The organism is Ensifer sp. GW823-FHT05D09 (assembly GCF_058795755.1).
The window spans coordinates 166091-190684 of record NZ_JBXAIA010000002.1 but is presented as its reverse complement, the minus strand read 5'-3'; the positions used below and the strand labels follow the sequence as shown (position 1 = coordinate 190684).

Genomic DNA, 24594 nt, shown 5'->3' with positions numbered 1-24594 from the left:
TATAGGGGAAATCCGGCTGGACATAAATGGGCTGGAACCAGTTCGACCAAAGGTCGTAGACGCACTTAAGCTCGCCCCACCTCTTCGAGGAACTCAAGGACCGCCTTCTTGAATACCCGGTCACCGACCGCAAGCATATGGTCCCTGCCCGGAATATCAAGCGCACGCGCATTCGGCATCAGGTCGGCAAGCTCCTGCGGCGAGCCGGCAATATCGTCCTTGGTGCCGACGCCAATCAGGGTCGGAACATCGATGCGCCCCATGTCCTCGGCGGTCAAAAGGTCGCGCGAGGTCGAGATACAGGCGGCCAGCGCCTGACGATCGCTTTTGGTCTGGTCGGCAAAGGCGCGGAACATGCGGCCACGCGCATGTGTCACGACGTCGAGCGACGACGCCACGAGCGCATCGGCGATCGGGTCCCAATCGCCGACCCCCGTCACCATTCCGATACCGAGCCCACCGAACACCAGCGAGCGCACACGATCGGGATGAGCCAGCGCCAAGAACGCCGAGATGCGCGCACCCATGGAATAACCCATGACATGCGCCTCGGCGATGCCGAGATGCCCAAGCAGAGCGATCGCATCGCCGGCCATCTGCTGGGGATGGTAGACGGCTGGATCATAGGGCTTGCTGCTCTTGCCGTGACCGCGGTTGTCAAACGCGATCACCCGGTAGCCGGCATCGCCAAGCGTCTTCAGCCAACCGGGGAAAACCCAGTTGACGTTGGCGCTCGAGGCAAAGCCGTGAATGAGCAGGATCGGCGGACCGGACGAATCACCTTCGTCGAAGAAGGCAATATCCAGCCCCTCATGCGTGAAGTGCGAAAATGGGGGCGGATTGAGATCCATCATTCTAGTCCTTGAGGCGGCATCGGTTTGGCGCAACCTAATTTGTCGCTCCCAAGAGGGAAACCCCGAGCCCGCAAAAACCACAGGTGCGGCGTGTTTGCCGCTACACTTTTGCAACAAAGCTCACTATGGTGCCGGCAAATTCGACCCTCAAAGACTTGCATACATCGGAGCATGACATGGCCGGCCACAGCATCCCCCATTTCCAGAATGACGGCGGACACCAGGCAATCGAGATCGGCGTCAAGGAATTCATGTGCACCGGCGCGTCCGTTCCCTACGACCATCCGCACATTTTTATCGACATGGGCGACGACAATGAAAAGGTCTGCTCCTACTGCTCGACGCTCTATCGCTACAATCCGAAGCTGAAGGCGACCGAAACCAACCCGCCTGGCTGTCTCTTTACGTTCCAGGCAGCCTGATCAACGCGGATGTCAGCGGCGGTCGCGATCGTCGGTGCCGGCGTCGGCGGGCTCACGGCAGCACTCAGCCTTGCCCGTCGCGGTTTTGAAGTCGACATAGTCGAGCAGGCAGCCGCTCTGACCGAGGTCGGAGCCGGACTTCAGCTCTCCCCCAATGCGTCGCGCGTCCTGCGTGAACTCGGTCTCATCGAGGCGCTTGAGGCTGTCTGGACCGAGCCTGATGCAATCGCGCTTGTCGATGGAAAATCCCTGCGTTCGCTTGCAAGCGTTGCGTCAGGCCGTTTTGCCCGTGAGCGATGGCGTGCGCCCTATGGCGTGCTGCACCGGGCAAGCCTTCAAAGGATACTGATCGCTGCCGTAATCGCCGAACCGCGCTGCCGCCTCCATCTCGGCCACCGCATCGATGGAGATGCCGAGCAGGCGATTGCCATCATCACCGGTCGGCCACCAGCGCTGATCATCGGCGCCGATGGCATCTGGTCGCGCCTGCGCAGTGCAATTCCCGGTGCCGGTACGGTCCAGTTTTCGGGCAATGTCGCATGGCGCATGACAGTCACGCGCGATGCCGCCGCTGGCCTTCTGCAGCCGGATCGCGTCACCGCCTTTCTTGGCGCACGGGCGCATCTCGTCGCCTACCCCTTGCGCGAAATCGATGGCTTCAACCTGGTTGCGATCATCGAGGGCAAGGAAACCGACAGCGTCTGGGTCGGCAGGGATTCTGAAGATCGACGTCGCGACTACCTTGAAGCCTTTTCCGGCTGGAACATTGGCTTGCAAACGTTGCTGAAAAACGCCGACGCGCCAACCTATTGGCCGCTTTGCACGGTAACAGATGGCGCCTGGCAGAGTGGGCGAAAGACGGTTCTCATCGGCGATGCCGCCCATGCGATGACGCCGTTTGCTGCACAAGGCGCTGCCATGGCGATCGAGGATGCGCATGAGCTTGCGGCTTGCCTCGCCGGCTCAGGCGATATTGGCCAAGCCCTCGGCGCCTTCGAGGCCAAGCGCCGTCCGCGCATCGCCCAGGTGCGCCGTCGCGCTGCCTTCAACCGTTTCGCCTATCACGCTCGAGGTCCGTTCCGGCTCGGGCGGAATATCGTTCTGTCGATGAAGGGTCCGGAAGCGCTCGCAGCCGACTTCGATTGGCTCTACGGCTACGGCGCTCCCGAACGCTGAAAACGGTCAGACGGCGTTCGCCGCTGCCAGCCCCGCCTCGATATCCCGGCGAATATCCGCAACATCCTCAAGACCAATCTGCAGGCGAAGGACCGGGCCCTCGGTTGGCGCCAACGCCACCTTGCGATCCGACAGACCGACGTGAAGCGCCAGGCTTTCGAAACCACCCCAGGAATAACCAAGCCCGAACAGCGACAGCGCGTCGAGGAAGGCATGCGCCTTGGCCTTGAAGCGATCTGGACTTTCCGCGCGCAGCACGAAGGAAAAGATGCCGCTCGCGCCGGTAAAGTCGCGCTTCCAGAGGTCGTGGCCTGGGAAACTCGGCAGCGCCGGATGCAGGACGCGGGCAACTTCGTCACGCCCCTCGAGCCAAGTGGCGAGCGACAGCGCGCTTTCCTGGTGCCGCTCGAGACGGACGCCCATGGTGCGAAGCCCGCGCAGGATCTGGTAGCTGTCGTCAGGCGAAACGCAGATGCCGAGCGTGACCATGGCTTCCGTCAACGCCGGCCAGTGGGTGGCATTGGCCGAAACCGTGCCGAACAGCACGTCGGAATGGCCCGAGGGGTATTTCGTTGCTGCATGGATCGATACGTCGACGCCATGGTCAAGCGGCTTGAAATAGACCGGCGTCGCCCACGTGTTGTCCATGGTGACAATGCAGCCATGACGATGCGCGACATCGGCGATCGCCCGGATATCCTGCATCTCGAACGTGTTGGAGCCCGGAGCTTCCGTGTGAACCAGGCGCGTGTTCGGGCGAATCAGGCTCTCGATCGCCGCACCGATCATCGGGTCGTAATATTCGACGGTGACACCGAGACGCTTCAACATCGTGTCACAGAAATGGCGGGTCGGGAAATAGACCGAATCGACGATGAGCGCGTGGTCACCGGACGAAAGATAGGCCAGGAACGGCACGGTGACGGCAGCAAGGCCCGAGGGAACGAGGATCGTGCCGGCGGCCCCCTCAAGCTCATTGATCGCGTCGCAGAGGGCGTCCGTCGTCGGCGTGCCACGGGTGCCGTAGGTGTATTTTTGCGCGCGCGTCTCCATCGTCTGAGCGTTTGGAAACAGTACCGTGGACGCGTGAACGACCGGCGGATTGACGAAACCGAAATAGTCGAAGGGTTTGTTGCCGGTATGGGCCAGACGGGTGTTGATGCCCATCTTGCCGTTCACATTGCCGCTGTCTGCCATTGAAGTGTCCGATGCTGAAAAACCGATCCCAAACTCTTCGAACGCCCTACAACCGGGGTCAAGTGGCAAAATCCGACAAACACACTTTGCGGCCGAATGAAGCGAGGATTGGCGATTTTTCGCTCAGCAATTGCCCGTTTCCTGCAAAACCTGCCTAAACTTCTGGCTTATTTCAGGTTTTTCACACGCAAGTTCAGAAAATCGGCAAGCTCTCTTGACCCCCATGGATTTTGAGCATGAGATAGATTGCACTCGCGCCATGAGGGTGGCGGAGGCTGTACGCGCAGGGAGACGCGCTGGTGCAGACGGGAACTAACGACAACAGAAAAAGGTTCTAAAAAATGGCAAGAAGTATTCTGACAGCTCTTGTTGGCGCTGCTGTCATGGGGATTGGCGCGCATGCGGCTTCGGCTGCGACACTCGATGACGTGAAGGCCAAGGGCTTCGTCCAATGCGGCGTGAACACCGGTCTCGCCGGCTTCGCGGCACCGGATGCTTCGGGCAACTGGAGCGGCTTCGACGTCGACTATTGCAAGGCGATCGCCGCCGCGATCTTCGCGGATGGCACCAAGGTAAAATATACACCCACTTCGGCCAAGGAACGTTTCCCGGCCCTTCAGTCCGGTGAGGTCGACGTCCTCGCCCGCAATACCACCTGGACGATCAACCGCGACACCGCTCTCGGCTTCAACTTCCGCCCGGTCAACTACTATGACGGCCAGGGCTTCATGGTCCGCAAGGGCCTGAACGTAAAGTCGGCCCTCGAACTCTCCGGCGCTGCCGTCTGCGTACAGACCGGCACCACGACCGAGCTCAACCTCGCCGACTACTTCAAGGCCAACAACCTGCAGTACAACCCGGTCGTCTTCGAAAAGCTCGAAGAAGTGAACGCGGCCTATGACGCCGGTCGTTGCGACGTCTACACCACCGACCAGTCCGGCCTCTACTCGCTGCGCCTGACGCTGTCCAAGCCCGACGATCATATGATCCTGCCGGAAATCATCTCGAAGGAGCCGCTTGGTCCGGCCGTTCGCCAGGGTGACGACCAGTGGTTCGATATCGTCAGCTGGGTCCATTACGCGCTGATCCAGGCAGAAGAATTCGGCGTCACGCAGGCAAACATCGAAGAAATGAAGAAGTCCACCAACCCGGACGTTCAGCGCTTCCTCGGCGTCGAAGCTGACAGCAAGATCGGCACCGACCTTGGCCTGACCAACGAATGGGCCGTCAACATCATCAAGGCAGTCGGCAACTACGGCGAAGTCTTCGACCGTAACATTGGCGCCGGCAGCCCGCTGAAGATCGAACGCGGCCTCAACGCGCTGTGGAGCAAGGGCGGCATTCAGTACGCTCCTCCGGTCCGCTAATACGGCCCGACACGAAAGGGGGAGCGGCACGCCGCTTCCCCATCCCAACGATAAAAACACCCAAAAGGGTGACAAGGGGAAAGAGGCATTGCATGGCGATTGGCGTCACAACTACGCCTGAGAAAAGCAAACCTTCCGGTTCGATCATCAACGACCCGCAGGTGCGCGGAATATTTTACCAGGTCATAACCGTCATTATTCTCGTTGCCGTCGTCTATTGGATAGCGGACAACACGATCGAGAACCTCAAGCGTGCCAACATCGCGTCCGGCTACGGCTTCCTCAACGGGCGCGCCGGCTTCGATGTCGGGCAGTCCTTGATCGCCTATACGAGTGACTCCACTTACGGGCGCGCGCTGGTCGTCGGCTTCTTCAATACGCTGCTCGTGGCGATAACCGGCATCATCACCGCAACCATCATCGGCTTCATCGTCGGCATCGGGCGGCTCTCGCACAATTGGCTGATCGCGAAACTGTCGCTCGCCTATGTCGAAGTGTTCCGCAACATCCCGCCGCTGCTGGTCATCTTCTTCTGGTACAGCGGCGTTCTGGCCGTGCTTCCGCAACCGCGCGAATCGGCCGCGCTGCCCCTCAACATCTTCCTCAACAACCGCGGCATCGCCTTTCCGAAGCCGGTCTTCGGCGACGGCTCGCAATATGTCTTATATGCCTTCGTGATCGCCGTGATCGCGAGCTTCCTCGTCGCCCACCATGCCCGCATCAAGCAGGAAGCAACCGGACAGCGCTTCCCGTTGCTCTGGACCGTGCTTGGCCTCGTCATCGGGTTGCCACTCCTCGCCTTCCTGGCAACCGGCTCGCCGATTACCTTCGATGTCCCGGTAGCCGGCAAGTTCAACCTCACCGGCGGCTCGGTCATCGGACCGGAGTTCCTGTCGCTGTTCCTGGCGCTTTCCTTCTACACCGCCGCCTTTATCGCCGAAATCGTTCGGGCCGGTATCCGTGGCGTCTCGAAGGGACAGACCGAGGCTGCCCATGCACTGGGCGTCCGGCCCGGCCTCACCACCCGCCTTGTCGTCGTACCCCAGGCGATGCGGATCATCATTCCGCCGCTCACCAGCCAGTATCTCAACCTGACCAAGAACTCGTCACTGGCGATTGCCATCGGCTACGCCGACCTGGTTGCCGTCGGCGGGACGATCCTCAATCAGACCGGTCAGGCGATCGAAGTCGTATCGATCTGGATCATCGTCTACCTGTCGCTGAGCCTGACGACGTCGTTGCTGATGAACTGGTTCAATGCCCGAATGGCCCTGGTGGAGAGATAAGATCATGAACTCACACCAGGGAAATTTTGTCCGCGCCTCGATGATCGAGGCTGCACCGGCGCCCATACAGACGGGCGGCCTTGCCTACTGGCTTCGCAAGAACCTCTTTGCGACGCCGAAAGATACGGCTCTGACGATCATAAGCCTGCTTGTGCTCGCCTGGCTCGTCCCGCCGGCCGTGCAATGGCTGTTCATCGATGCCGCCTGGACCGGCGGCGGACGTGGTGTGTGTGCGACCGTCGCGCAGGGTGGCTCGCAGCCGGATGGCTGGAGCGGCGCCTGCTGGGCTTTCGTCAACGCCAAGTTCGACCAGTTCCTCTTCGGGCGTTACCCGATCGAGGAGCGCTGGCGCCCCGCACTTGTCGGCATCCTGTTCGTCCTGTTCCTGACCCCGATGCTGATCCCGAAGGTTCCCTACAAGAACATCAACGCGATCCTGCTTCTCGCCGTTCTGCCTATCCTGGCGCTCATCCTTCTGCCAGGCGGGTGGTTCGGACTGCCGTTCGTCGAGACGCCGCTGTGGGGCGGCCTGATGGTGACGCTGGTGCTGTCCTTCGTCGGCATCGCTGTCTCGTTGCCGCTCGGCATCCTGCTTGCGCTCGGCCGGCGATCGACAATGCCGGTGATCAAGATGCTCTGCACATTCTTCATCGAAGTCGTGCGTGGCATCCCGCTTATCACCGTTCTGTTCATGGCGAGCGTGATGTTGCCGCTGTTCCTGCCGCAGGGGGTGACTTTCGACAAGTTCCTGCGGGCGCTGATCGGCGTGTCGTTCTTCGCCTCCGCCTACATGGCCGAGGTGGTGCGCGGCGGTCTGCAGGCGATCGGCAAGGGGCAGTATGAGGGCGCCGATTCGCTCGGCCTCAGCTACTGGCAGAAGATGAACCTCATCGTGCTGCCGCAGGCGCTGAAACTCGTTATCCCCGGCATCGTCAACACCTTCATCGGGCTGTTCAAGGACACCTCGCTGGTCTCGATCATCGGGATGTTCGATCTTCTTGGTATCGTCCGGTTGAACTTCTCGGATGCCAACTGGGCCTCGGCGGTGACGCCGATCTCAGGGCTAATTTTCGCTGGCTTCATATTCTGGCTTTTCTGCTTCGGTATGTCGCGCTATTCAGGCTTCATGGAACGCGTGCTCGACACGAGCCATAAACGATAAGAGGGGGAGATCGCATGGCCAATGCAGCCACTGTTTCCAAGATGACCGTATCCGCGACTGACGTTGCGGTCGAAATCAGCGGAATGAACAAATGGTACGGAGACTTCCATGTTCTCCGTGACATCAACCTGAAGGTGATGAAGGGCGAGCGTATCGTCATTGCCGGCCCATCGGGCTCCGGTAAATCGACGATGATCCGCTGCATCAACCGGCTGGAAGAACACCAGAAGGGCAAGATCGTAGTAGACGGCATCGAGCTCACCAACGATCTGAAGAAGATCGATGAAGTGCGCCGCGAAGTCGGCATGGTGTTCCAGCACTTCAATCTGTTTCCGCACCTGACGATTCTGGAAAACTGCACGCTTGCACCGATCTGGGTCCGCAAGATGCCGAAGAAGCAGGCAGAAGAAATCGCGATGCACTTCCTGAAGCGCGTCAAGATCCCTGAGCAGGCCCACAAGTATCCTGGTCAGCTTTCGGGCGGCCAGCAGCAGCGCGTGGCGATTGCGCGTTCGCTGTGCATGAAGCCGAAGATCCTGCTGTTCGATGAACCGACCTCGGCGCTCGACCCAGAAATGGTCAAGGAAGTGCTCGACACGATGGTGGGCCTCGCCGAAGAAGGCATGACCATGCTGTGCGTGACCCACGAAATGGGTTTTGCGCGCCAGGTCGCCAACCGCGTGATCTTCATGGACCAGGGCCAGATCGTCGAACAGAACTCGCCCGCCGAGTTCTTCGACAATCCGCAGCACGAGCGGACCAAGCTCTTCCTCAGCCAGATCCTGCACTAGGGATTGCGAAAGATTTCAAACAGAAAGCCCGCCTTTTCGGCGGGCTTTTTCTTGCGATCCGATCCGTCGTGACGGCGATCACTCCACGTGATAGCGCAAAATGCCGATCGACCAGCGGATACCACGTTTCTCCAGGTCATCAGTCCAGGCCTGCTGCAGCCGCGAGACAATTTCGCTAAGCGTTTCTCGCGCACTGAGCTCGACCTTCAGTCCGCTGGTTTTCGGCGCAACGTCTGCCAGATCGACGGCATCGCTGATCACGAGGGCAACAAAGGCGCTGCCGCCTTCTCCCGAGGCTTCGAAGTCGAAGCCGTAATACTCGTCCGGTAATGTCAACGGAACGTCGGCGGCGAGCGGCGTAATCTTCTGCGCGAACTCGTTGGGAAAGATCTGGGTTGCAGTGCCGTTCGCATTGACGTCGATGAGGATGAGGCTTCCGGCAGCTTTGCTTGCGACCGTCAACTTGAACACGTCACCGGCTTTCATCGTCGTTGGCCGGTTGATGCTGATACGCACGTCGCCAGCATCGGCCTTGCCGACGATATCGCCGACCGCATCGACTGCATCTGCATCCTGATAACTTGCCGGGGCGGCACCGTCGCCGGCAACGGGCTGATACCGTGCCGTCACTTCAGTCCCTGCCTGAACAGGAACGACTGCACTGGCGCCGAGGTTCAGCGCCTTCGTCTCAAGTTGCGGGTCGAGGGTCTCGCATTTCTCCTGCGATGCGCAGTAAGCAGCAGATTGCGCGGTGACATATTCGAAAAGTTCGGCGTTGCTGGTCAGCCCGTTGGCGTTGGCGTCCGCCGCCGCCCCCGTCTGTCCAGCGACATAGGCCTCCGTGAAAACGCCGTGGCGGCCTTCGATCGGCAGCCTCACATCGTCCCATGCCACCTGATAGGGTGCGCTTGCACTCCAGGCGACGATACCGCTCTCTTTGACGCGGCTGGGCTTGTCGACGACACCAAGGTCGATGCGAAGCCCACGTGTCAGCGCCTGCTCCACCGGCTTCGCCTCCGACCGCGCCAGGAAACGGGCGCCGTCGATGCCAGCGGATACCTCGCCCGACAGCGACCGCGAAATCGTGCTTGAGTAACCGGCGTCGATCACCAGGGTCACCGCCCTGCCCTTCAAACGGTCGAGGATGGCATCGAGCTCGTCATCGGTGACGGCACCGTCCCAATCCTTGATCCCGGCGACCACATCGAACGGCGCCAGCGCCTCATCCAAACCATCCTCCTCGTCGCCATCGATATCGGCGACCTGGAGACCATGACCTGAATAATAGAGATAGGCTCGGTCGCCGGGCTGCGTGCCCGCGACCAACCACTCCTCGATCGACGACAGGATGGTCGCGCGCGTCGCCTGCTCGTCCTTCAGGACGTGAATGGCAGAACGATCGAAGCCGAGAGTGCCGGTCAGTAACCCCTCCATGGCAACAAGGTCATTTTTCGGCCCGTGTAGAAACAGCTTTGGCTGCAGGTTCTGGTAGCTTCCGATCCCGATCAGCAAGGCCCGGTCCGCAGCCAATGAAGGCGAACACATCCCCAAGCTTACAAACGGCAACAGCAATGACCAGGCTCTGATGTCGACGCTCATTGCCCGCGCTCCCGCGTATAGAGCGGCTGGATCGCGACGGCACTGTCGGTTCCATCAAGCCGTTCTTCCAGGAGACGCAAAAACCTCGATGCATCGACGCCGGGGCCCGCGAGGGCAGCAGCGACCGCGTCGATCGAAGCATTCGTCGAGATGACCACCAGATGATCGGCGCCGAAGGGTTTCACCACTTCCAGGTCCGTCAGCTTGAATACATGGCTGCCGGAGCCTGCTATCTGGGCGTCGAGAAGCTGGACTTCCCCGGTATTGGCGAGATTGACGACCAACATGTTCGCGTATCCGGATTGCGGCGCATCGAAGTTCAGGCGATCCCCTGATGAATAGATGTCCTTGGCCGGCGTCAGCGAGACTTTGCCGGGGTTCTGCGCGGCGAGAGCCTTCAGGAAATCGAGGACGATGAATTTGTCCACCACCCCCTGCACCATATCGGGGGCAACGTGTTCGCCGGCAACATCGCCGTTTGGCGTGTAGAATGTGCCGCTGGTAGCATCCCATCGATAGGGGACGCCGCTGCCACCGATATTCTCAAGCGTCGGCGCCACGCCGTCGACGCTGAGCGCCAGCTTGCCCGTCCACCCCATGTCCCGGGCCGGTTTCAGCTTTGCCGACCGGCCGGTCGCGGCAGCACTGTTGCCTATTGCCAGCGTCGCGCTTCTGGGCAGGGACAGGACGATTTCCCTATCTGATCGCGGAACCTGCGGCGTAAAGTTCGGCACCTGCAGCGCCTCGGACTGGAGCTTGACGTTAGAAAAGACGTAGTCCTCAAGCTCGACCCTTGAGATCAGGCCATCGCCATCACGATCGGCTGCCCCCTCAAGCGCACGGGCGAAACTCCAGCTGAGCGCGCCCCTTGGCTCACCTTCGATCACAACCTCCGGCGTTGGCTGGCTCTCAAGCGATGCGGCAAGGATCGTCACCTGCGCCAGATCCTCGTCCTTGACCGCCGCGCCGGAAACCGCCTCTTGCGACGGCGGCGGCAACTGCGCCCGCACCGTCGGCGCAAGCCGCGTCTTGCCGGAGATCGACCGGTTCATGCCGCCCGAGTAGCAACTGTCGGAAACGAACAACACCTGAACGCCCTTGGCCTCTGCTTCGGCGAACCAGGCATTGAGCTCGTTATCGACGATGACCTCCCTTGCCGTCTCCGCAGCCCGGCTGCGATCGAAGCCCGGAAGCTCCAAAAACTCGTCCAGCCCATCCGGCTCGCTGCCGGCAACAAGCTCCGGCATCTGAGCGCCATGCCCGGCATAGGTGAAGACGATCGTGTCGCCGGTTGTTGCGGCCTCGACAAGCTCCAGCCAGGCGGTGCGGATCGCGTCCTTGGTCGCCTGCTCGTTGATGAATTCGAGGATAGGGCCGACATCTGCCGCCTTCAACGCCTGCGCCACGTCACGTGCGTCCTTGACGGCGCCGTCGAGGCTCACTTCATGTGGATAGGTATCGACGCCGACAACAAGCGCTGACGTGGCGGCCATGGCGGGCAGCGCCGATAGCCCAAAGATCACGCTCGAAATCAGAGCTTCGCGCAGCACCGTCTATTTCTCCACATCAACTTCAACGCGGCGATCCAATTGATGCAACATCGCTTCGTCATAGGCGCTCGGGTCATCCGGCTTGAACGGCTCTTCCTCACCCTTGCCGACCGTGGTCCAGGTGCCCTTGTACCCAGCGTCCACGAGATAGCGCGCGAGAGCTTCGGCACGCGCCAACGACAACGTCTTGTTCGCCTCTGTGCTGCCCACCGGATCCGTGTGGCCAATCAGGGTGATCGACGCGGGTTTTGCCGATTTGAGGCACTCGAACAGATCCTTTGCTGACTGCAGCCCTTCAGGTGTGAACTCGGCAGTCCCGAAGACATAGCGAACCGGCGTCGCCTTCTTCCGGATCGATACGCCGCGATAGGAAAATTTGCAGGCGCCGCGCATCGCGAGCTTCACCGGCCTGGCTGCCGCAAGCCGCATCTCGGAGGCAAGCCGATCGAGGCGCAGAATGTAGGCGTTGTCCGGCGCCATCCACTCCGGGGTCAGTTGCTCATTGGCCGCATCCTCCAACGCCTGCTGGTAATAGGTCGCTGCACTCTCGTATTTCTTTCGCGACCGGTCGATATCGCCAAGCGCATCGAGGATCTGCCATGGTCCACCGACATCGTTGCGCACCGCTTCAAGCTCGCCTTGGAACGTCTCAAGGGAGGCGCCACCGCCGACCGCGTTTGCGATGCGGTTGAAAGTCGCAAGCGCCGCCACGCGCCGGGTAAGCGCTGCCTCCGTATCAGAACAAGCTTTCGTGCTTTCCAGCGCGGCAGCCGATCGCGCCCCCGCCTCGTCGCCCCTGTTGAGGGCTTCAGAGGCTTCGACCAACGCGTCACAGGCGCTGGCCGGGTTGGCGAGCGGCAACAACACTGCGGAAGCGACGATCAACCTTTTCATCAGCTTTCCCATTGCTTTAGCGCTATTCCTTTATCTCGAAAGTTACCATCTGCACGCTGCTCGCACCGTTGTCCGCCCGCGCCTTCTTGGCGAGGTTGACCGCCAGCCCGCGGGTCGGCGGCAACTTCGATTGGGCAACGTATTGGCGTGCTTTCTCCAATGTGAGCTTCTGCTCCGCCAGGCCACCAACCCGACAGAAGGCAAGCATGGTTTCGGCGGGCGCTGCCGTGTCGAAGGTCAGCGTACCGGTCCCAGGCTGCGGGATCAGTCTGCGTTCGCCGGGCTGCAGCGTCGTGTTGCCTATCATCTCGTCCGGGATGACTTCGACATTGCCGTTTTCCTCGACATAGAGGATCTGCAATTCGCAGGCCTGATTGGCGCTGAGCTCGAACGACAGTTGGTCGCCGACCTTGGCCGTCGTCGTCGGCACCTTCAACGCGAGTTCCAGCTTGCTGCCGTCTGTCGTCTCCTGTTTGCGGTAGTCCGGAACCGCCGCGGCCACGGACTGCGGCATTGCCTCCGGCTGCAGTCCATCGCCGGCGACCACGATCAAGCCGGTATCGAGGGCGCGACGCTGGGTGAGCGGCTCCAGCAACAGGGCATATTGCTGCTCGACCTCGTTGCGCGGAACGGTTCCGCCGGCCTCCAGCGTCGTGACCCAATCCAGCCCGAGGCGCAGCACATTCACATCCGTCACGCGCTTGACCGCTTCGGAAAACTGCTGCGGCGTCATGTCGAATTCAGCCGCCAGACCGTCGAAGTCGAGTTCGTCTTCATACTTGTCGGCGAAATAGGTGACGATCTCCGCGTCGCCGGGCGCGTGCTTGCTCTGCAGTCCGCCGTCCGGTGTCGGTTCGGTTACTTCCAATTTCTGCAGAGCCCCGACGAAGCGCTCGCGATCCTTGCGATAGGCCTCGTCCAGCTCCTCCTGCTTCACATACATCGCCAGCAGCACATCCTGCTGGTCCTTGCTGAACAGCGTCGACGTGGCGATGTGGTCGCGCAACTGATCACGCTTCGACAGAATGCCATCGGCATGACAATCGAAGCAGGAGCGGGCATTGACGATCTCGACCCCCTTGCCTATCGGCCGCTCGCGGAACGAAACGATGGTGGTGGGCCCGACATCGAGCTGTTTTCCTGCCGCGGTCGACAGGTAATAGCCCTGCAAGCCGTTGGGCAGCGAAAAGATCATTTCCCCGCCATCGTGCTCAAACGGCACCAGACCGGCATCGAGCGTGCCCAGTTCCTTGGGCCCATGCGGGAAGCGCTTCAGCACCTGTTTGCCGAGATCACCAGCGAAATCGTAGGATTTCCAATAGTATCCGCCAAACGGCATATCGTGCCGCTCAAGCATGCGGTTGTGGTCCGAAACACCAGAGGAGCCATCCGCAAATCCGGCCCGCATAACATTGCGCCGCCTGATGTTGTCGTCCACATCGATCTTGAAGCGCGTTTCCAGTTCTCGGATATGCGTCGGCAACTTCATCAGCCTGTTGTAAATCTCCGGCCGGGCGCCATTGCTCATGAACCAGTCGATGCGCATGATCGGCAGTTGCGTCTGCGTCTCGGTGGACAGCGCCTGAAGCGAGGCATCGCTCTTCGGATCGACGCCATAGAAGTAGCGCTTGACCAGGAAATCATAGTCGGCGGCATCCCACTGCAAGTCTCGCAGATCGACCCGCACGAGCAGGCCATTGGTGCCGTCCACCTCCGCCGGCACCACCAGCTTCGGACCATAGGACAAGGAGTTCAGCAACTTCTTGAAGCCACCCGCCAGCACATCCATGCGCTTCATGAACGTGGCGTCGTCTTCGCAACCCATCATGCCGTTATATTGGTCGCGGTAAGAGAAGTAGCGCACGTTCTGACGATCGAGTGCGCTGACCTTGGAGATATCCTTGAGTGCCGCTTCGACGAACTGGTCGTAGGACAGCATCGGGCGCGATCGATCCGGCTTGGCGGCCGCCGTCTGCGGCAGGTTCTTTTCACTGAGCGAATTGATCCAGTCTTCGAGCACCTTGACCTCTCCATCCGTTGGTCGCTTGCCAAGCGGCATGCGGCCGCTCGTGACCGAGGTGAAGAGGCGTGATTTCGCGGCATTGCCCGGCGTGACGAAATTGGCATCGGCGGCGATCGACGTCAGTTCGCCTGCGGGGTAGCTGCCCTGCGAACTCTCGCCCGGTCCATGGCAGTTGCGGCAATACTTGCCAATGAATGCATCCGCCTGTTGGGCGAGTGCCGCATTGTCGCCAGAGAATGCTGTCGAGGCGGTGGTCTCCTTGCAAACTGCCGTGACAGATTGCGCCACCGGCGACGGCGCCTTGACCTCGCGATCGGACAGGAACGCGTAGATCGCGCGACGATCATCGTCGCTGAGCGCCGAAAGTCCCTTGGCGATGCGCCGCATGACGGGATCGCTGATCGGTGCGCCGGACAGCTTCTTGCCTTCGCCGATCAGGCCCGTGGTAAAGACTTCGGGCGCGGCCAGACCCGCCATCTTCGCCTTGCCGATATCGGGCGCGACCGCACCCGTCAGCCCCTTCTCGCCCTGATAGGCGCGTTCCAGATCGAGCCCGTAGGTAGTCGTGCGCGGCGTATGACAGTCGCCGCAGCCGCCGACATTTTCAACGAGATAGCGCCCGCGCTCCATCTGCGTCTCTTCGCGCGACTGATAAGCCGTAACGTTGAAGTTGCTGCGTTTCCATAGGGTTATGGTCGTTTGTCGACTAAAGGGAAAAGCGATCTCATGTTCCTTGGAGGCCGCATCCGACGGCGGCAAGGTCTCCACATAGGCTTTGATATCAAGCACGTCCTCCGGCTTCATCCCGCCATAGGACGTATAGGGCATGACCGGATAGAGATTGTTGCCGTCGCGGTCGAGCCCGACCATCACCGCGTTGAGAAACTGAGCATTGCTCCAGCCGCCGATACCGTTGGAATGTTGCGAGATGTTCGGCGCATAGAAGGTTCCGATCGCCGTGTTCATCTCCATGCCGCCGGACAAAAGCAAGGTTTCATCGCCCGATCCGTGGCAGGCGCCGCAGCCGGCTGCGTTGAACATGTATTTGCCGTTCTCGACATTCGACTTGTAGGTCGAGAAGGCGTCCTCGGCAAAAGCGTCGCGCGCCGATGCGGCGCCGGGACAGAGCGTGGCGGCGAGCAGACCGGCAATCACTAGCAATCCGTTCCTCTTGCGGATGCCGGCACTTGACGAGACGCTTGCTCGCATTTCACGCAGATCGCGCATGGCCGTACTCCCTCAATCGAAAAATCTTCAATGAAACTGCTATCGAAACTGGAACTGTTCGAACTCCACGCGGAGCGGCTTCTTTCCAAGCTCTTTCAAGCCCTTGACGATCGCCTCCCGCAGCGGTGCCGGACCGCAGAACCAAAGGTCGGCCTCGCCCGGATCGATGAGACTGCCCGCCGCCAGTTTGGCCGCATCGAGCCGCCCGTCCGCGGCCGAATCGTGCAGCACGAAACTGAAGTTGCCGAGCTTTTCCGCCTGCGCCTCGAAGGTTTCAAGGCCGATCGCTTCCTTTCGGTCGCGCACGCAATAGACCATATGGATGTCCTGCTCCTCGGCGCCGGTCAGATGGCGGGCCATGGCGAGAAACGGCGTGACCCCGATGCCTCCGGCAAGCCAGATCTGCTTCCTGGCGCCGCGTCGATGATTGAAATGACCGTATCCGCCTTCGAGCTTTAGCCGGTCGCCAACGGCAACGCTATCCCGCAGGGCCTGCGTATAATCACCGAGCGGCTTGATGGCGAAGCACACCGTGCCGTCGCCATCGATGCCGGCAATGGTGAAGGGATGCGGCTCGCGCAGGCCAGTCTTCAACACACGCAGGAAACCGAACTGCCCGGGTTTGGCCCGCAGCGCCCGACCTTTTGGCCGCGCCGAAATGATCGTCGCTCCATCGTGCCTCACCACCTCGGAAACGTCGTATCGACGGGTCCTCAGCCAAGGCAGAAGCTGCGTATAGGCATAACTCAGGATCCCGAGTGCTGCGAACACATTGAGATACACCGCAAGCAGAGCGGTGCTGTCATAGGGACGCTTGATGAACATCTGGTGGAACGCGACAAGGACGAACAGCAGGCCGATGAAGCGATGGGTATAGCGCCAGAGGTGGTAGGGAATCTTGATCTTCGTCTTTGGGATGATTTTGACGAGGCTGAGAACAAGCAGAATGACAAGCCCATAGAACGCATACTTCCCGGCGGAGGCGGCAAGCTGGTTCAGTCCACTGGTGAATGACAGCCCCTTGAAATCTGGCGTCAGGAAATAGTGGACAAGGATAAGCACCAGCACACTGATGCCGATCTTGCGGTGAAGGTGATAAATGCGGTCAAGCCCGCCGAACAACGGCTCGATGACCGGCGGGCGTGCCGCCATGAACTGCGCGATGCCCATACCGACGAAAGCCATCGAGGAGGCCATCAGCGAGAACGTCGTCTGCGCGTTCGTATGGCTGACTGCCGGGACGGCAAGCAGCCCCGCAAAAACAATCAGCGACCAGACCAGAAACGCACCCACCTTTAGCCAAGCCCCTCAACGCCGATGTCTGACGCTCTTTTTAGAGAAGACTGACAAGCAGCTTCCTCTTCGTCAACACCATTCAACCCTCGAACGCGCGGCAAGCCAAATTTATTCAGGCCGTTGAAATCTGAGGCTTTTACCGTTCCATGGCTACCACTTCGATCAGTGTAATCCTTCCTGATTAGCAGCCATGAGTTTGTTTGCCATTAAACTGAAATCATGACACGCTCTGATATATCAGAAACTGTGGGATGCACATGTCAGTTCACTCCCAGGCCCACCTCGCCTATCTCGCTCTTGAGCGGCTGATCGTTACGCTCAAGCTTGAGCCCGGCATGTTGCTGACGGAAAGACAACTGATCGAACTTGCCGGCCATGGCCGCACGCCGGTGCGCGAGGCCATCCAGAAGCTTGCCTGGCAGGAACTGATGGAAGTCCGTCCGCGCATCGGACTGCAGATAACGACGATCGGGCCGGACGATCGCGCGCATGTGGTGCAAACTCGCCAGAAGCTGGAGCCGCTTGCAGCCGCCTTGGTCGCGGAACACGCCACCGCGGATGCACGGCGCGCAATGAAGGAATGCGCCGCGGAAATGAGCCGATGCGCAGACGCTGCCGACATGGAAGGCTTCCTGGTGGCCGACAAGGTCTTCGACGAACTGATGGAGGAAGTCTGCCCCAACAGGTTCCTGACGGCAGCTCTTGCGCCACTGCAGACGCATGCCCGGCGCATCTGGTTTGCCGCAGCGTCCGTCGAGCGGATGCGCGGATCGGTCGAGCGCCACATCAAAGTGATCGACGCAATCGCGTCTGCCGACGCCGAGAGTGCGGCGACGGCGATGTCAGCCCTGATGACCTACCTGGCGCAGGAGTAGGCGGTCAGGCACCGGGCAGCATGCTGCCCGTCTTCAGCCGGCGCACATGCCAGTCGAAGGCTTCCTCCAGGATATGCGGCGTCTGCCCTGCCCGTGTTGCCACTGCGCGCTTGAAATAATCCGCCAGCAACTCGCGATAGGCCGGGTGGCAACAATTGCGGATGATCAACGGCGCGCGCGCGCGCGGCGCAAGGCCGCGCAGATCGGCGAGCCCATGCTCGGTGACCAGAATATCGACATCGTGTTCGGTGTGATCCACATGGGAAACCATCGGCACCACGGACGAGATCGCGCCGCCCTTGGCAACCGATTTGGCGACGAAGATGGACAGGAAGGCGTTGCGGGCAAAGTCACCGGAGCCGCCGATGCCGTTCATCATGTCGGTACCGCCGACATGGGTCGAGTTGACGTTGCCATAGATGTCGAACTCAAGCGCGGTGTTGATGCCTATGACACCGAGGCGGCGGATGATCTCCGGATGGTTGCTCACCTCCTGTGGCCGCAGGATCACCTTGTCCTTGTAGGCGCGGATATTGCGGAAGACCCGATCGGCCCAGGTGCTGCTGAGCGTCATCGACGCCGCCGAGGCGAAGCTCAGCTTGCCGGCCTCGAAAAGCTCGAAGGTGCTGTCCTGCAGCACTTCGCTGTACATGCGCAGATCGTGGAATGGGCTGTCGACGAGGCCACTCAAGACCGAATTCGCTATAACGCCGATACCGGCCTGCAATGGGTTCAACGTCATGTCGAGCCGACCCTTGCGCACTTCGTCCTGAAGAAAGCCGATGAGGTGCCCGGCGATCGAGATGGTCTCGGCATCCGGTGGCGAGATGCGCGCGGCGCTGTCCTGCTTTTCGGTAATGACGATCGCTGCAATCTTGTCCGGATCAATCGGGATATAGGGTGAGCCGACGCGGCTGTCGCAGGCGACGACCGGGATCGGCGTGCGCGACGGTCGCTTGGCCGGAATGTAGATGTCATGCAGCCCCTCGAGCTCCGGGCTGTGGCTGAGATTGAGCTCGACGATCACTTTCCTAGCGAGGATCGCAAAGCTTGCGGAGTTGCCGACCGACGTCGAAGGCACGATGCCACCGTCCTCGGTAATCGCCACCGCCTCGACGACGGCATAGTCGATCGGGCTGATCTGGCCGGAGCGGAGCTGCTCGACCGTTTCAGAGAGGTGCTGGTCGATGAACATGACTTCACCGCGATTGATGGCAGCGCGCAGCACGGGATCGGATTGGAACGGCAGGCGGCGCGCAAGAACGCCCGCCTCCGTCAGCATCTTGTCGATGTCGTGCCCGAGCGACGCTCCGGTCATCAGGGTGATGCGGAACTTCTCCTTAGCCGCCCGCTGCGCCATGGCCAGCGGCACGGCTTTCGCATCGCCAGCCTTGGTAAAGCCGCTCATGCCGATCGTCATGCCGTCCTTGATCAGGGCCGCCGCCGCCTCAGGCGTGACGATCCGGTCATGCAACGACTTGCGGCGAATTCTGGATTCAAGGCTCATCAGCCACTCCCTGCAAGGTCCGCCATCGCCGGAACATCTCCGGCACGGACGCTTTTATTGGTGCGCTCGTTCCGACTGGTTACGGTCGCGCACCATGTCAAAATGCTAGGGGAACGATAGTGCCTGATGCCAGCCGCCGGTACGCTGATTGATCAGAGCGGAGCTTCCGGAAACGCATAGCTCGTCCTCCGGTCGCGACTGTGGCACAGATGCGAAAAAGGCGCATCCGGTGATGCGCCCTTCAAGATGTTGCGATGATGTTTCGTCTCTTGTCGCCCGTTAGCCGACGAAAGCCCGTTCGATGACGAACTCGGCCGGCTTGTTGTTGGCGCCCTCGGTCAGGCCTGCCGCCTCGAGAATCTCCTTGGTGTCCTTCAACATCGCCGTCGAGCCGCAGATCATGCCGCGGTCGATCGCCGGATCGAGCGGCGGAAGACCGAGATCGGCGAAGAACTTGCCGTTGACCATCAGGTCGGTCACCCGGCCCTTGAACGGGTAGTCCTCGCGCGTCACCGTCGCATAGTGGCGAAGCTTGTCACCGACAATCTCGTTCAGGAATTCGTGGTTGCGAATCTCGTCCACGAGATCGAAGCCGTATTTCAGCTCGGCCACGTCGCGGCAGGTGTGCGTGAGGATGACCTCCTCGAACTTCTCATAGGTCTCGGGGTCGCGGATCAGGCTGGCAAAAGGCGCAATGCCGGTGCCGGTCGAGAACATGTAGAGCCGGCGGCCGGGAACAAGCGCATCCAGAACCAGCGTACCGGTCGGTTTCTTGCGCATCAGCACCTTGTCGCCCGGCTTGATCGCCTGCAGATGCGACGTCAGCGGGCCATCGGGAACCTTGATCGAGAAGAATTCGAGTTCCTCGTCCCAGGCCGGACTTGCGATCGAGTAGGCGCGATAGACGGGTTTGTCCCCGACCATCAAACCAATCATCGCGAATTCGCCGGAGCGGAAGCGGAACTCCGCAGGACGGGTCATTCGGAAGCGGAAGAGCCGATCCGTATAGTGAGTGACGCTCGTCACCGTCTCGACGAAGACACCTGCTGGTGCCTGGATCGCGAAATCTTCCGTTTTTGCCGGAGCATTCATCGTGGCTACAGTCCTGTAAATGATGACCCTGTCTATCAACAATAAGCGGATATTCCAAGCCGCGCTCAACGGGAAGGAAATCCCTTCCAAATATAGTCGCTTTCGCGCAATTCGGCGTGCTTCACACTGTCGCGGTCAGCACAACATTCAAGAAACACGCCGCCAGCTATAGGATCTGGCGTCTGCAGAGGGTCGCGCCGTCGGCTGATAATGATTGGCGATACCCGGCAACCGGCCCTCCGTCAGACGCTTCAGGGCCGTTCCATTGGTTACCGCGAAACTATCGATACCGCAACGCAGCATCAACGGGATCTGATCGATCAGGACGTCTCCGACTGCCCTTACCTCACCGGCAAAACCAAGCCGCGCGCGCAACAGCGACGCATGGCTGAATGCCCGCCCGTCATTGAAAGCCGGGAATGCGACGGCGACCAGCGCGATGCGATCGAGATGAGGCTGCAGTTTGGTCACGTCATCCGCCGGAGCAACGACAACCCCCAAGCCAACCTCGTCCGTCTCGGCCACCTTGGCGAGAAACGCGTCGAGAGCGAGGATCGCCTTTTCGTTCGAACCGGCCTTGGTTTCCTCGTTTTCGATGATCCAGGGATCATCACTCACAAAGCCGGTTTCTTTCCAGATTTTTGTCATGTCCGTTCCTTAGCCCCTCAAGCGGCTTCCTGTGCGCTGCCGCCGTAGAGCGCGTCTTTGAAGGGTTGCGGACCGACGCGACGGTACGCCGCAAGGAACGTCTCCGACTTGTCGTTGCGCAGCCCGAGATAGGTATCGACGATCGTCTCGATCGCGTCAGTCACCTTTTCCGGCTCGAAACCGCGACCGATGATTTCGCCGATCGAAGTGTTCTCATCGCCGGAGCCGCCAAGCGTGATCTGATAGAGTTCCGAACCCTTCTTCTCAACGCCGAGCAGGCCGATATGGCCAACATGGTGGTGGCCGCAGGCGTTGATGCAGCCGGAGATCTTGATCTTCAACTCACCGATTTCGGCCTGCCGCTCTGGCGCGCCGAAGCGGGTCGAGATTTCCTGCGCGACCGGAATGGAGCGAGCGTTTGCAAGCGCGCAGTAGTCTAGCCCGGGACAGGCAATGATATCGGTGATCAGGCCGGCATTGGCTGTCGCCAGACCGGCAACGACGAGCGCCCGGTAAATCGGCTCCAGATCCGGCAGCGCCACATGCGGCAGTATCAGGTTCTGCTCGTGGCTGACGCGGATTTCGTCGAAGGCATATTCCTCGGCAATATCGGCAACGGCTTCCATCTGTGCGTCAGTCGCGTCGCCCGGAATGCCGCCTATCGGCTTCAGCGAGATCGTGACCATTCCGTAGTCAGGATGCTTGTGCGGCTGAACGTTCTGGTGGACCCAGCGCGAGAACTCCGCATCGGTCTTCTTCCAGCGTGCAAGGCTTTCCCAGCCTTCCGCGCGCGGCTCCAGCGCCGGAGGTGCGAAATAGGTGGAGATGGCCTGGATATCGGCTTCCGGAAGCTTCAGCTCCGTATCCTTCAGCGCTGCGAATTCCACCTCGACCTGACGGGAGAGTTCTTCCGCACCGGTCTCGTGGACGAGGATCTTGATACGCGCCTTGTACTTGTTGTCGCGACGGCCATGCAGATTGTAAACGCGCATGATCGCCGTCGTGTAGGACAGAAGATCTTCTTCCGGCAGGAAATCGCGGATCTTCTTGGCAATCATTGGCGTGCGGCCCTGACCGCCACCGACATAGACGGCAAAGCCGATGCGGCCGTTCTCATCCTTCTTCAGGTGCAGGCCGATGTCATGCACCTGGATTGCGGCGCGGTCGCGCTCGGCACCGGTAACGGCGATCTTGAACTTGCGCGGCAGGAACGAGAATTCCGGGTGAACGCTCGACCACTGTCTGAGGATTTCGGCATAAGGCCTTGGATCTGCAACTTCATCAGCCGCCGCACCAGCGAAATGGTCTGCCGTCACGTTGCGAATGCAATTGCCCGACGTCTGAAGCGCGTGCATTTCGACGCTCGCCAGTTCGTCGAGGATATCCGGCGTGTCGGAAAGACGCGGCCAGTTATACTGGATGTTCTGACGCGTGGTGAAATGGCCGTATCCGCGATCATATTTGCGGGCAATGTGCGCCAGCATGCGCATCTGGCGGCTCGACAACGTGCCATAGGGGATTGCGACGCGCAACATGTAGGCATGAAGCTGCAGGTACACGCCGTTCATCAGACGCAGCGGCTTGAATGCATCCTCGGCCAGTTCGCCGCTCAGGCGGCGTTCGACCTGATCGCGGAATTGATCGACTCGCGAGGAAACGAAGGCATGGTCGAATTCATCGTAACGGTACATGTTCTGTCGGTTCCTCAGGCAGCAAAGTTCGGGCCGGCGAGGCCATTATATCCGGCGGCATAGGGGATCGAAGGACCCTCGGCGCGGATGCGTTCACGCATGCGCAGCGGCCGCAGCGTGCCGTTGACTTCCTCGACGTCGACGACGTTGGCGTCGACAACCTTGTTGTCGTCAAAGGCGAGTTTGCCGGTCGCTTCGAGCGCAGTGACCGCCTCGGCATGGCGGGCAATGAAGGCCTGCTGGAGCTGCTCGACCCAGTTGCCCGAGGCATCCAGCCAGACGGATATGCCATCCGAGAGCCGATTTGCCGTCAATACCTTGTTCACCATGACGTTTCCCTTAATTCACAAACTGTTCGCTGCGCTCAGCGGCAGCTTCGATCTTCTTATGCTTTGCCGTGCGCTTGCGGGCCACCAGCGGCTCGGAACGCTCGAAATTCGCGCCGGCCACGGCGTCGCCGATGATGACCATGACCGGCCCGGAAAGTTCGGTGCGGCTCTCGAGATCCGGCAGGTCCTTGAGCGTGCCGTGCAACAGTCGGCGGTCGGAGCGGCTGGCGTTTTCGATCACCGCCACGGTCGTTTCCGCGGGCAAGCCCGCCTGCATCAGGCGGCCCGCAACCGAGGCCGCGACGGTGCGCCCCATATAGACCGCGATGGTCGCGCCGGACACGGCCAGGCGCGCCCAGTCCGGCAGCACTTCTCCAGTCAGGTCATGGCCGGTCGTAAAGACCAGCGACGATGCAACGCCGCGCAATGTAAGCGGCAACTCGAAATCGGCAGCGGCGGCAAAGGCAGAGGTGATCCCCGGTACGATCTCATAGGTGATATCAGCCTCGCGCAGCGCAGCCATTTCTTCGCCAGCGCGACCGTAGACAAGCGGATCGCCAGATTTCAGGCGAACGACGCGCTTGCCTTCACTTGCAAGCTTCACCAGCAGCTGGTTGATCTCGTCCTGTGATTTCGTGTGGCACCCCTTGCGCTTGCCGACAGAGAGGCGCTCGGCATCGCGGCGCCCCATGTCGACGATCGCCTGTGGCACCAGCGCGTCGTAGACGATCGCATCGGCTTCCATCATCACCCGCTGCGCCCTCAGCGTCAGCAGATCCTCGGCGCCCGGGCCAGCGCCGACGAGCCAGACGTGACCGGAGGCTGCCTGTGCCGTGTCGAGCAGGCGCGAAGCTTCGCGGCGCGCGGCGGCAACATCGCCAAGCGCGACCTTGTCTGCCACCGGCCCCTGAAAGAACCGACGCCAGAAAAGGCGACGCGCGACACCGCGCGGCACGAGCCGATCGACAGCTTCGCGGTAGCTGGCGGCGAGCGTTGCCACGAGCCCGAGCGACGGTGACAGCATCTGATCAATCTGGGCGCGGATCATCTGCGCAAGCACCGGGCCGGCGCCTTCGGTGCCGATCGCAACGGCGACCGGGGCGCGATTGACGAGCGCCGGTGTAAAGAAATCGCAGTAATCGGGCTGATCGACGGCGTTGGCCGGAATTCTCTGTTCGCGCGCGGCAACGACGATCCTGCGATCTTGCGCTGCATCGCCGGTCGCGGCAAACGCCAGGATCGCGCCTTCAAGTTGTTTTGGAGCGAAGGCGGCGCGTACGGTTTCAATCGCGCGCTCGCTCAGAAATGCAGCGAAGTCGGCCTCCGGTGCATCGGCATAAACGACGATCGCGGCCTCGGTGTTGAGCAGCAGACGCACCTTGGCAAAGGCCTCGTCGCCATTGCCGAAAACCGCCACGCGCTTTTGCGCGACGCGAAAGAATGCGGGGAAGACGGAGAGTTGCTGCGGCATGGTCTTGCAATCTGTTCCTTCTACAGGCTCCGCTCAATATCCCGCATAGCCCACAGCAATTGAAGAAACAGAAATTTCAATGGCTTTGAGGTCCCGTATTGTTTTGCTCGACCACGCGGCATTTTGAGCAAATATCT

At 60.7% G+C, this 24594-nt stretch carries 20 protein-coding genes; 7 read left to right on the top strand and 13 right to left on the bottom strand.

The annotated features are described in order from the left end of the window. Positions 1 to 65: 65 nt before the first annotated feature. Positions 66 to 851: an alpha/beta fold hydrolase gene (locus AC1Q80_RS06660; protein WP_492360360.1), complete on the bottom strand. Its 786-nt coding sequence runs from the start codon at positions 849 to 851 to the stop codon at positions 66 to 68. 179 nt (positions 852 to 1030) lie between these two features. Here AC1Q80_RS06660 and AC1Q80_RS06655 point away from each other — a divergent pair, with 179 nt between their 5' ends. After that, the gene (locus AC1Q80_RS06655; protein WP_053247284.1) at positions 1031 to 1276 is read left to right on the top strand and encodes a zinc-finger domain-containing protein; all 246 of its coding nucleotides are present in this window, start codon (positions 1031 to 1033) and stop codon (positions 1274 to 1276) included. 9 nt (positions 1277 to 1285) lie between these two features. After that, positions 1286 to 2452, top strand: a complete 1167-nt coding sequence (locus tag AC1Q80_RS06650) for an FAD-dependent monooxygenase (RefSeq protein WP_492359971.1) — start codon at positions 1286 to 1288, stop codon at positions 2450 to 2452. 6 nt (positions 2453 to 2458) lie between these two features. On the opposite strand, the gene AC1Q80_RS06645 is transcribed toward AC1Q80_RS06650, so the two are convergent. Then, entirely contained in the window at positions 2459 to 3649 is a 1191-nt protein-coding gene (locus AC1Q80_RS06645) for a cystathionine beta-lyase (protein WP_492359970.1), read from the bottom strand. A 341-nt stretch (positions 3650 to 3990) separates the two neighbouring features. On the opposite strand from AC1Q80_RS06645, the gene AC1Q80_RS06640 reads away from it, so the two are divergent. The 4 genes from AC1Q80_RS06640 to AC1Q80_RS06625 all read left to right on the top strand — a co-directional run bounded on the left by AC1Q80_RS06640 (position 3991) and on the right by AC1Q80_RS06625 (position 8255). Further along, positions 3991 to 5016: an amino acid ABC transporter substrate-binding protein gene (locus AC1Q80_RS06640; protein WP_173419840.1), complete on the top strand. Its 1026-nt coding sequence runs from the start codon at positions 3991 to 3993 to the stop codon at positions 5014 to 5016. A gap of 92 nt (positions 5017 to 5108) precedes the next feature. Beyond that, positions 5109 to 6302 (top strand): amino acid ABC transporter permease, encoded by a 1194-nt coding sequence (locus AC1Q80_RS06635; RefSeq protein WP_173419839.1) that lies wholly within the window; start codon positions 5109 to 5111, stop codon positions 6300 to 6302. Between the two features lie 4 nt (positions 6303 to 6306). Then, positions 6307 to 7464, top strand: coding sequence for an amino acid ABC transporter permease (locus tag AC1Q80_RS06630; RefSeq protein ID WP_173419838.1), 1158 nt, complete (start codon positions 6307 to 6309; stop codon positions 7462 to 7464). A gap of 14 nt (positions 7465 to 7478) precedes the next feature. Next, positions 7479 to 8255 carry an amino acid ABC transporter ATP-binding protein gene (locus AC1Q80_RS06625; protein ID WP_077498313.1) on the top strand — a complete coding sequence of 259 codons (777 nt, stop codon included), beginning with the start codon at positions 7479 to 7481 and terminating at the stop codon, positions 8253 to 8255. A gap of 78 nt (positions 8256 to 8333) precedes the next feature. Here the strand turns inward: AC1Q80_RS06625 and AC1Q80_RS06620 are convergent, their stop codons facing one another. The 5 genes from AC1Q80_RS06620 to AC1Q80_RS06600 form a co-directional block, all read right to left on the bottom strand. Further along, the gene (locus AC1Q80_RS06620) at positions 8334 to 9767 is read right to left on the bottom strand and encodes a caspase family protein (RefSeq protein WP_492359969.1); all 1434 of its coding nucleotides are present in this window, start codon (positions 9765 to 9767) and stop codon (positions 8334 to 8336) included. An 83-nt stretch (positions 9768 to 9850) separates the two neighbouring features. Then, on the bottom strand, positions 9851 to 11404 hold the full coding sequence (locus tag AC1Q80_RS06615) for a caspase family protein (protein ID WP_492359968.1): 1554 nt from the start codon (positions 11402 to 11404) through the stop codon (positions 9851 to 9853). A 3-nt stretch (positions 11405 to 11407) separates the two neighbouring features. Further along, positions 11408 to 12298, bottom strand: a complete 891-nt coding sequence (locus AC1Q80_RS06610; protein ID WP_492359967.1) for an OmpA family protein — start codon at positions 12296 to 12298, stop codon at positions 11408 to 11410. 22 nt (positions 12299 to 12320) lie between these two features. Beyond that, positions 12321 to 15548 (bottom strand): c-type cytochrome, encoded by a 3228-nt coding sequence (locus AC1Q80_RS06605; protein WP_492359966.1) that lies wholly within the window; start codon positions 15546 to 15548, stop codon positions 12321 to 12323. Between the two features lie 39 nt (positions 15549 to 15587). Then, a complete protein-coding gene (locus AC1Q80_RS06600) occupies positions 15588 to 16841 on the bottom strand; it encodes a ferredoxin reductase family protein (RefSeq protein ID WP_492359965.1) in 1254 nt (417 codons plus the stop codon). A 260-nt stretch (positions 16842 to 17101) separates the two neighbouring features. On the opposite strand from AC1Q80_RS06600, the gene AC1Q80_RS06595 reads away from it, so the two are divergent. Beyond that, positions 17102 to 17719: a GntR family transcriptional regulator gene (locus AC1Q80_RS06595; RefSeq protein WP_492359964.1), complete on the top strand. Its 618-nt coding sequence runs from the start codon at positions 17102 to 17104 to the stop codon at positions 17717 to 17719. Between the two features lie 4 nt (positions 17720 to 17723). On the opposite strand, the gene scpC is transcribed toward AC1Q80_RS06595, so the two are convergent. The 6 genes from scpC to cysG all read right to left on the bottom strand — a co-directional run bounded on the left by scpC (position 17724) and on the right by cysG (position 24457). Beyond that, a complete protein-coding gene (scpC, locus tag AC1Q80_RS06590) occupies positions 17724 to 19226 on the bottom strand; it encodes a succinyl-CoA:acetate CoA-transferase ScpC (protein ID WP_492359963.1) in 1503 nt (500 codons plus the stop codon). A 279-nt stretch (positions 19227 to 19505) separates the two neighbouring features. Continuing rightward, complete coding sequence (locus AC1Q80_RS06585) at positions 19506 to 20318, bottom strand: ferredoxin--NADP reductase (RefSeq protein ID WP_173419830.1); 813 nt, start codon at positions 20316 to 20318, stop codon at positions 19506 to 19508. A gap of 147 nt (positions 20319 to 20465) precedes the next feature. Then, complete coding sequence (locus AC1Q80_RS06580; RefSeq protein WP_209792911.1) at positions 20466 to 20966, bottom strand: DUF934 domain-containing protein; 501 nt, start codon at positions 20964 to 20966, stop codon at positions 20466 to 20468. Positions 20967 to 20983: 17 nt separating this feature from the next. Next, entirely contained in the window at positions 20984 to 22657 is a 1674-nt protein-coding gene (locus AC1Q80_RS06575; RefSeq protein ID WP_492359962.1) for a nitrite/sulfite reductase, read from the bottom strand. Between the two features lie 14 nt (positions 22658 to 22671). Beyond that, a complete protein-coding gene (locus tag AC1Q80_RS06570) occupies positions 22672 to 22986 on the bottom strand; it encodes a DUF2849 domain-containing protein (protein ID WP_173419827.1) in 315 nt (104 codons plus the stop codon). Positions 22987 to 22996: 10 nt separating this feature from the next. Next, positions 22997 to 24457: a siroheme synthase CysG gene (cysG, locus tag AC1Q80_RS06565; RefSeq protein WP_492359961.1), complete on the bottom strand. Its 1461-nt coding sequence runs from the start codon at positions 24455 to 24457 to the stop codon at positions 22997 to 22999. Between the last annotated feature and the right edge of the window lie 137 nt (positions 24458 to 24594).

Coding starts and splice junctions, on each gene's coding strand:
- AC1Q80_RS06655 (WP_053247284.1), top strand. CDS start 1,031: ATGGCCGGCCACAGCATCCCCCATTTCCAGAATGACGGCGGACACCAG.
- AC1Q80_RS06650 (WP_492359971.1), top strand. CDS start 1,286: ATGTCAGCGGCGGTCGCGATCGTCGGTGCCGGCGTCGGCGGGCTCACG.
- AC1Q80_RS06645 (WP_492359970.1), bottom strand. CDS start 3,649: ATGGCAGACAGCGGCAATGTGAACGGCAAGATGGGCATCAACACCCGT.
- cysG (WP_492359961.1), bottom strand. CDS start 24,457: ATGCCGCAGCAACTCTCCGTCTTCCCCGCATTCTTTCGCGTCGCGCAA.
- AC1Q80_RS06625 (WP_077498313.1), top strand. CDS start 7,479: ATGGCCAATGCAGCCACTGTTTCCAAGATGACCGTATCCGCGACTGAC.
- AC1Q80_RS06610 (WP_492359967.1), bottom strand. CDS start 12,298: ATGAAAAGGTTGATCGTCGCTTCCGCAGTGTTGTTGCCGCTCGCCAAC.
- AC1Q80_RS06660 (WP_492360360.1), bottom strand. CDS start 851: ATGGATCTCAATCCGCCCCCATTTTCGCACTTCACGCATGAGGGGCTG.
- AC1Q80_RS06605 (WP_492359966.1), bottom strand. CDS start 15,548: ATGCGCGATCTGCGTGAAATGCGAGCAAGCGTCTCGTCAAGTGCCGGC.
- scpC (WP_492359963.1), bottom strand. CDS start 19,226: ATGAGCCTTGAATCCAGAATTCGCCGCAAGTCGTTGCATGACCGGATC.
- AC1Q80_RS06575 (WP_492359962.1), bottom strand. CDS start 22,657: ATGTACCGTTACGATGAATTCGACCATGCCTTCGTTTCCTCGCGAGTC.
- AC1Q80_RS06630 (WP_173419838.1), top strand. CDS start 6,307: ATGAACTCACACCAGGGAAATTTTGTCCGCGCCTCGATGATCGAGGCT.
- AC1Q80_RS06585 (WP_173419830.1), bottom strand. CDS start 20,318: ATGAATGCTCCGGCAAAAACGGAAGATTTCGCGATCCAGGCACCAGCA.
- AC1Q80_RS06640 (WP_173419840.1), top strand. CDS start 3,991: ATGGCAAGAAGTATTCTGACAGCTCTTGTTGGCGCTGCTGTCATGGGG.
- AC1Q80_RS06570 (WP_173419827.1), bottom strand. CDS start 22,986: ATGGTGAACAAGGTATTGACGGCAAATCGGCTCTCGGATGGCATATCC.
- AC1Q80_RS06635 (WP_173419839.1), top strand. CDS start 5,109: ATGGCGATTGGCGTCACAACTACGCCTGAGAAAAGCAAACCTTCCGGT.
- AC1Q80_RS06595 (WP_492359964.1), top strand. CDS start 17,102: ATGTCAGTTCACTCCCAGGCCCACCTCGCCTATCTCGCTCTTGAGCGG.
- AC1Q80_RS06580 (WP_209792911.1), bottom strand. CDS start 20,966: ATGACAAAAATCTGGAAAGAAACCGGCTTTGTGAGTGATGATCCCTGG.